This is a genomic window from Shewanella algicola (genome assembly GCF_014648035.1).
Taxonomy (GTDB): Bacteria; Pseudomonadota; Gammaproteobacteria; order Enterobacterales; family Shewanellaceae; genus Shewanella; species Shewanella algicola.
Genome location: NZ_BMQI01000058.1, coordinates 20,983 through 27,644 on the forward strand (window position 1 = coordinate 20,983; position 6,662 = coordinate 27,644).

The following is a 6,662-nucleotide window of genomic DNA, read 5'->3' on the forward strand; positions in this document are numbered from 1 at the left end:
ATCGCGCACTCATATCGCGCACTCACATCGTTCATCAGACTGAGTAAAGTGAGAGATCCTAGCAAGGGTATCACTGGTTCCACCATATACCCTTAGCGGATGCTTATGCGAGCAACCAATCAATATCAGTACATTTAACCAAACCGAGTAACAAACCAAGCACAACGCCTACCAACGCCACTTAATGCCATTCATTCAAATCATTTGATCGCGATAACAATATTCGACTTATTGGCCTTTTTTTGTCAGGATGTGACATCTTGCAAATTCGTTACCAAGTTATTAAAAAAGCATTAAACCAGCTCACACGAATGAGATATTGGTCAAAATAATAATTATAAAGGAAATCGTATGTCTCAAGCCGCGTCTTCAAAACCGTCGCCATCTAACCATAAGCAACCCACATTACTCGATGCGCTTATTCCCGTTTTTGCACTCATTATCATGCTGGGGGCTGCAGTATATCTGTTTTCATCCGACAGCTCCTCAGGCGCTAACCAAATAGCGTTAGTGTTAGCGGCGTGTATCGCCATGGTGATTGGCTTTAAAAATGGCTACAGCTGGAACCAAATGGAGCGCGGTATTGTTAAAAGTATCGGGGTTGCCACAGGCGCGCTGTTAATTTTGTTCAGCGTGGGCTCACTCATTGGAACCTGGATTTTAGCAGGCACTGTGCCAACGATGATTTATTACGGCATGCAAATTCTTAATCCCGATTATTTCTATACCGCTTGTTGTTTATTGTGCGCGATAGTGGCGTTAAGTATTGGCAGCTCCTGGACAGTTGCCGGTACGCTCGGTATCGCGTTAGTGGGCATTTCGTCAGCAATGGGCTTAGACGTGAACATTACCGCCGGCGCCATCATCAGTGGAGCTTATTTTGGCGATAAAATGTCTCCTATGTCTGACACCACCAACCTGGCACCAGCTGTGGCAGGTACCAATATTTTTAGCCATATTCGCCACATGACCTGGACTACGGTTCCAAGCATTATTATTGCCCTTATCGGCTTTACTTTTTTAGGCTTAACCGCAGATGCCACCCCAATTGAGAACCAACTTACCGACACTCTGGCGCTATTAGACAAAACCTACAGCCCTGGGCTGCATTTACTCATTCCATTATTAGTGGTGTTGTATTTAGCTAACCGCAGAATGCCTGCTTTTCCCACGGTAATATTAGGCACACTTGCCGGCGCTGCATGTGCGGCACTGTTTCAATTTGATAACGTTATCGCTTTTGTTCACGACGACACACTCGTACCGGTAGTTGCACTGGTAAAAGGATTGTGGATTGCCATGTTTGACGGTTACGTTGCCAACACGGGTGATGAAGTATTAGACAGCCTATTAAGCCGAGGCGGCATGAGCAACATGGTGACCACTGTGTGGTTAATTTTATGCGCCATGGCATTTGGCGGTGTAATGGAAGTCACTGGATTATTAAATCGTATTTTAGAAAGCATTCTTACCGTAGTGAGCGGTACCACCAGCCTGATCATTACCACCATTGGGGTGTGTATTGGCGCTAACATCATTACCGCCGACCAATACATTGCTATTGTACTGCCAGGTCGAATGCTGAAGGTTGAATACACTCGCCGTAAATTAGCCGCGATTAATTTGAGTCGCTCATTAGAAGACTCTGCAACAGTCACCAGCCCATTAGTGCCCTGGAATACCTGTGGCGCCTTTATGGCCAGCACCTTAGGCGTGGCAACCATTGCCTACCTGCCCTACGCCTTCTTTAACTTGGTGTGTCCATTTATAAGTGCCACTTATGCCTATTTCAACTTCAAAATCGAACCATTAGACGAAACCAAAATAAGCACTGGCGAAGTCGTCGGTTAACTAAGATGTCGTCTACTCACCTAGAAATAGCAGGTTAACCAAGGCGGTCCTTTAACCAACCATAATGATAATAACCCCATTGCCCAAGGCGCCTTGCTTGGGTAAAGGGGAATTTCGGCAACGCTTGCTGATATAAAGGCAGGTTAGGCAACGTTTCACCGGCAATGCTTTGTGCTAATCGATACGCCGCTTGACTGCTAAACGACACGCCCGCACCGCAATATCCTAAGCTGTACCCTACGCCACCTTGACTATACACATGAGGCATATCGTCCATCGCAGCAGCAATCCATCCGGTCCAGTTATAGGCAATCGCTTTGCTTGATAAGTTCGGAAAACACTTATTAAGCGCAATTCTTAAGCGCTCACCATACACAGGGTTTGCCGCATCTTTGCCCCACACGGCACCACGGCCACCAAACAGTAAACGGTTGTCTGGCAGTAAGCGGTAATAATATTTTAAAATACGCGTGTCCATGGTGACTTGATGCGTATGCAAACCAGCTTGTGCCAGCTCTTGCGCCGTGAGCGGCTCGGTAACAATCACATTGCTTAGTATCGGTAAAAACTTGTCATCTATACGCTGATTAAAGCGCTTTGGCGTGTAGGCATTGCCCGCCATAATCACCTTATTGGCAATCAACTCTCCGTTAGCGGTGATTAAACGATGCTTACCGCCCTCTTCCAGCCACTCTACAACACAAGATTGTTCAGAAATCGTAACGCCTTGGGCTTGTACCATGTCCTTATAACCGAGTAATAATTTAAGCGGATTAAGACCAAAACCGTCTTTTAAGCGTAAAGCGCCATAGGCTTGATGATGATCTAAATACTGGGCTCGAAAATCGTGGCTAGAGATAAACTCAGCGCCGCTGTCTTGGCTATTTGCCAGATGCTGTTGAATATACTGAGCCGCATTTTGCAGTGTGACCAGCGCTTTTGGATTATGAGCAACTTTTAAATAGCCGGCTTCTTGCGGCTCACAGGCAATATTGTGTTGTTGAATTAAGCCATCGACACGTGCGACAGCTTGGGTAAACTCATCATAAATGCCTTTGGTGGTGGCTAAGTCCCAACGCTGAGTCATGGCGGCATACCCTAACCGGCCTGAGCCTTTTAACACAAACCCAGCATTACGAGCACTCGCACCAAAGCCAATTTGGTTAGCCTCTAACACATGACAATCTATATTGAATTCGGTTGCTAAGTAATATGCTGTTAGCAAGCCTGTGTAACCGCCACCAATAATCGCCACATCGGTTTGCTGGCTGCCAGATAATGCGGCTGTTGATTCGCCTAATGCCTGTGTCGTCGCCCAATAGCTTGGCGCAAAAGGTTGATTGTTAGGATGAGAATTTACCAGCGGATCGTACATATTATTCTTCTTATTATATTAAATGAGTAAACCCGACTAAAAAACTAACAGCATTTCACAAGCGACACAGTGGCAGTCGTGATCGCAAATAACGCACATATACTCTTCGCCCATGTAACGTTGGTGCCAGCGCTGCGGATGTTGGGCAATTAATTTTCCGCCCGCTTTAGTAAAATAACGCACCGCCGCATTATTGGGGCTTTGTTGCCACAAATGACTCACTCCCGCTTTAGCCCCTTGGGCAATCACTGCCGTTTTAGAGGCCGCCAATAACAGTCCGCCGAGACCTTTTCCACGGGCAGATTCTGCAATGGTGTTTGACTTGAAATAACACACATCCTCAAATGCAATACCCCACTTATCTACCGTGCACCATTGATCTTGAGGCCATTGCCCAGCGGCATAGGTTAATCTAAAACCAATTAGCTGATCGTTTTCAATTGCGACAAAATTGGCGTTAATACCATGTTTAATGCCTTTGTAATAAATCGCCGTGAGTTCATCAATGTCCATATAACCACTGCCGTGAACAATTTCGCCTAAAGCAACCACTGCGTCAAAGTCAGCGTGGGTCAATTCTCTAATCATAATCTTATATTCTTGTCTGTTTCAGCACACTTTAGCACACGCCAATATAGCCAGCTACGATGTTAAACTTTTGTGATAATTTGGCAATAACCTGGTGAAACTCCTGCCGCATACTGGATGCAATTAAACAAAAGGAGCTCGGTTATGAAACGTACATTAGTGACTGCAAGTCTTATGGCTGCTGGATTATTTAGCCTTCCAACTTTAGCAGCGGATATTGAAGTTAGCGTGACCAATTTAACTCACGGAAATCACTTCACCCCTCTTTTAATCGCGGCTCACGACGCTGACAGCCATCTGTTTCAAGTAGGTACCGAAGCCTCAGCAGCATTACAAAAAATGGCCGAAGGTGGCGATATTACCGATTTAGATACCGCGGTTACCGGTAATGCGGGCGTCACATCGGCCAACCCAGCAATGGGATTATTAGCCGCTGGCATGAGTGTCAGCGATGTGATGTTAGATACCGGCGATAACACGCATTTATCGATTGTTGCCATGGTATTACCCACCAACGATGCCTTTGTTGGGCTAGATGGCTGGGAAATTCCAACAGAAGCCGGCACTTATACTATGTACGTTAATGCGTATGATGCTGGCACCGAAGCCAATGATGAAATCATTAATGGTGGCGGCATGTCTGGAGTACCGGGCATTCCTGCAGCACCTGGCGGCGATGGTGGGACTAACGGTACTGGCGTGATGGACAATAGCGACAACAGTTACGTGCATACTCATCCTGGCGTATTAGGCGACATGGACCCTGCTGGTGGCATGAGTGACCTAGACAGCCGCGTACACCGCTGGTTGAATCCTGTTGCCAAAGTTGTGGTAACAGTTAAATAAGGAGGTAGCCCATGAAACTCACTGACTTTACATTAAAGCCCAGTTTACTGGCCATGTTGGCAGCGACCATCTTATTAACCGCGTGTGATGATGACGACAATGACACTGTTGACGAGACTCCGCCAGCAGCTGTGATGCAAACCTTCACGGTCACGGTCACTAACCTGACGGCTAACCAACCCATGTCTCCAGTAATTTTAGCCGCTCATGCTAGCGATGCGATGTTATGGAACGCCGGTGAAATGGCAAGCGAAGCGATAGAAAAAATGGCTGAAGGTGGCGATACGGCAGATATAGCCGCATTAGCAGTGATTACTAGCAGTGTTAATGGTGCGGGGCTTATCATGCCCGGCATGAGTGAAACACTCACGCTCACATTAGATGAAGCCGACGTCGCCAGTGTGAGCCTGACGACTATGTTGGTTAACACTAACGACGCCTTTACCGGCGTAAACAGCTACAGCATTGCGGGTATGCAAGTCGACGCCTCAAGCTCAATGAAGTTTATGGCTTATGATGCGGGCACCGAAGCCAACAGCGAAGCCAAAGGCACTATGCCAGGCCCAGCAGATGGCGGCGAAGGTTTTAATGCCGCGCGTGATGATGTCGACTTTGTTCATATTCACCCTGGGGTGATTTCAATGTATGACGGTTTAGCCGACTCAGTACTGGATGTTTCGCATCGGTTTGATAACCCAGTATTAGCCGTCACCATTACCAGAACTGAATAAATTTCAACCAAGCTGAAATTTATTCGCCTCAAGGCAGGTCTAGTTATTAATGTCAAAACTGGACTTGCTTTGAGGAACTCAACATGAATGGAACCACTAAACATAGCGGTCATGCCTGCACGCAACATATTTTGCTGGTAGAAGATGAACAAGACCTGGCTAAATTACTCATTCTTAACCTCAAAGCACTCAATTATCACGTCGACCACGCCACTACATTAAAGCAAGCCATGCAGATTATTGAGCATAAAAAGCTCGATTTAATTTTATTGGACCGCATGCTCCCCGATGGTGACGGCATTATGTTGTGCGAACAATTACGCCAAGCAGGTAAGGAAGTCCCGCTGATGCTATTAACTGCTAAAGACTCAGAAGCTGATGTGGTATTAGGGCTTGAGGCCGGAGCCGATGATTATCTGGTGAAACCCTTTAGCGTATTAGAACTTCGCGCACGCGTAAAAGCCTTACTAAGACGCGGTAAAGCCCAGCAAGAGCAAACTCAACAAATTGAATTTAACAGCGTCACCATTAACTCCAGCACCCGAGAAGTCACCGCATTTAACAAAGCACTGACACTCACCGCCCGCGAGTTTGATTTACTGCTGTTTTTAGCCAAACACCCGCTACAAGTCTTTAGCCGTATGCAATTACTCGAAGCGGTATGGGGTTATAACTACGACGGTTACGAGCACACAGTGAATAGCCATATCAACCGATTACGCAATAAATTATCGCAGTGCTCACCCGAACACGACTTAGTGAAAACCGTATGGGGCGTGGGTTATAAATTTTCACCACCAGAGGTGCAAACCCACTAATGAATCGTTTATTCAACCGACTATTTTTGGCCGCTACACTGATTGTATTGTTGTTATTTGTCGCCTTGTGGCAATGGTTGCAACTCAACCATGAATTTAGCCGCAATCAAATACAACAATCACTGCACCGTGAGCTGGCCGAACACATGGCTCACATTAACCCGCTATTGTCGCAAGGGATTACCTCTGACGCTGCGCTTAAAGAAGCTTTTCACGACTTTATGCTGTTAGGCCCAAGTTTTGAAATTTACACTCTAGACCCTAATGGCAACGTCGTTGCCTATGATGCCAAAGATGAAAAAATCAAAACTCACCGCGTTGATACCAATATTATTCAGCAGTTTTTAACCGGCGAAAACCTGCCAGTGCTGGGCACCGATCCGCGTAGTGAAGACATATATGGACGCTCCCGGTGAGTCAAGGTAATACTCTGCTCACCCAAGGCTTTTTTGG

Annotated in this window: 7 protein-coding genes; 5 read left to right on the forward strand and 2 right to left on the reverse strand. The window is 46.4% G+C overall.

Annotation, left to right across the window (positions count from 1 at the left end):
• Positions 1-351 precede the first annotated feature (351 nt).
• Entirely contained in the window at positions 352-1,851 is a 1,500-nt protein-coding gene (nhaC, locus tag IEY42_RS18865) for a Na+/H+ antiporter NhaC (RefSeq protein WP_188926834.1), read from the forward strand.
• Positions 1,852-1,885: 34 nt separating this feature from the next.
• Here the strand turns inward: nhaC and IEY42_RS18870 are convergent, their stop codons facing one another.
• Positions 1,886-3,226 (reverse strand): NAD(P)/FAD-dependent oxidoreductase, encoded by a 1,341-nt coding sequence (locus IEY42_RS18870; RefSeq protein WP_188926835.1) that lies wholly within the window; start codon positions 3,224-3,226, stop codon positions 1,886-1,888.
• Positions 3,227-3,262: 36 nt separating this feature from the next.
• Positions 3,263-3,814, reverse strand: a complete 552-nt coding sequence (locus IEY42_RS18875; protein ID WP_188926836.1) for a GNAT family N-acetyltransferase — start codon at positions 3,812-3,814, stop codon at positions 3,263-3,265.
• A gap of 144 nt (positions 3,815-3,958) precedes the next feature.
• On the opposite strand from IEY42_RS18875, the gene IEY42_RS18880 reads away from it, so the two are divergent.
• The 4 genes from IEY42_RS18880 to IEY42_RS18895 all read left to right on the forward strand — a co-directional run bounded on the left by IEY42_RS18880 (position 3,959) and on the right by IEY42_RS18895 (position 6,625).
• Positions 3,959-4,660, forward strand: a complete 702-nt coding sequence (locus tag IEY42_RS18880) for a spondin domain-containing protein (RefSeq protein WP_188926837.1) — start codon at positions 3,959-3,961, stop codon at positions 4,658-4,660.
• 11 nt (positions 4,661-4,671) lie between these two features.
• The gene (locus tag IEY42_RS18885; protein ID WP_188926838.1) at positions 4,672-5,391 is read left to right on the forward strand and encodes a spondin domain-containing protein; all 720 of its coding nucleotides are present in this window, start codon (positions 4,672-4,674) and stop codon (positions 5,389-5,391) included.
• 83 nt (positions 5,392-5,474) lie between these two features.
• Positions 5,475-6,209, forward strand: a complete 735-nt coding sequence (locus tag IEY42_RS18890; RefSeq protein WP_188926839.1) for a response regulator transcription factor — start codon at positions 5,475-5,477, stop codon at positions 6,207-6,209.
• Positions 6,209-6,625 (forward strand): hypothetical protein, encoded by a 417-nt coding sequence (locus tag IEY42_RS18895; RefSeq protein WP_229780177.1) that lies wholly within the window; start codon positions 6,209-6,211, stop codon positions 6,623-6,625. Before IEY42_RS18890 ends, IEY42_RS18895 begins: the two co-directional genes overlap by 1 nt.
• The last annotated feature ends 37 nt before the right edge of the window (positions 6,626-6,662 follow it).